The organism is Massilia sp. 05N420 (genome assembly GCF_056397205.1).
This window is the reverse complement of the sequence record NZ_JBFTMX010000190.1, coordinates 1-435: the sequence shown is the minus strand read 5'-3', so window position 1 is coordinate 435 and position 435 is coordinate 1. Positions and strand designations below refer to the sequence as shown.

Annotated in this window: 1 protein-coding gene; it reads right to left on the bottom strand. The window is 60.5% G+C overall.

Annotated elements, in window-relative coordinates; all coding sequences use genetic code 11:
• A partial coding sequence (locus AC1DIX_RS27910; protein ID WP_477328606.1) for a 3'-5' exonuclease occupies window positions 1-341 on the bottom strand: 341 nt, incomplete at its 3' end.
• Between the last annotated feature and the right edge of the window lie 94 nt (window positions 342-435).

Genomic DNA, 435 nt, shown 5'->3' with positions numbered 1-435 from the left:
CCCGTCAGGCGTGGGGTGCAGTAACGCTGCTCGAAACTGGCGCGGTGGGCAGCCAACGCGACAACCGGTCGGGTGGGCTGAAGCACCGAAGTTGCGACTTCCTTCCATAGAGGCGCTCCCGCCACATCGCTATCACGGATATGGTGGACGGCCATCGTTTCGGCGGAAATCGGACGGCCTGGATTGACCAGGAGCGAACCGCGCTCGAGATCGAGCTGCCAGCGACCGTCGTCGGTTTGTATCACATCCTGCCAGCCGATTTCGCACACGTCATGCGGACCGTTGCCACTAGTCTCGAGGTCGATCACGCGGACAATGGTCTGTTTTGATATCTGGGCCATCCGCCATCCGAAGCACCTGCCGATCACAGCTGTTCTCATCGCACTCGAACGCAATCTTCGAGCGCGGTCGCCGCGTTCCTGAATTGAATTAGGG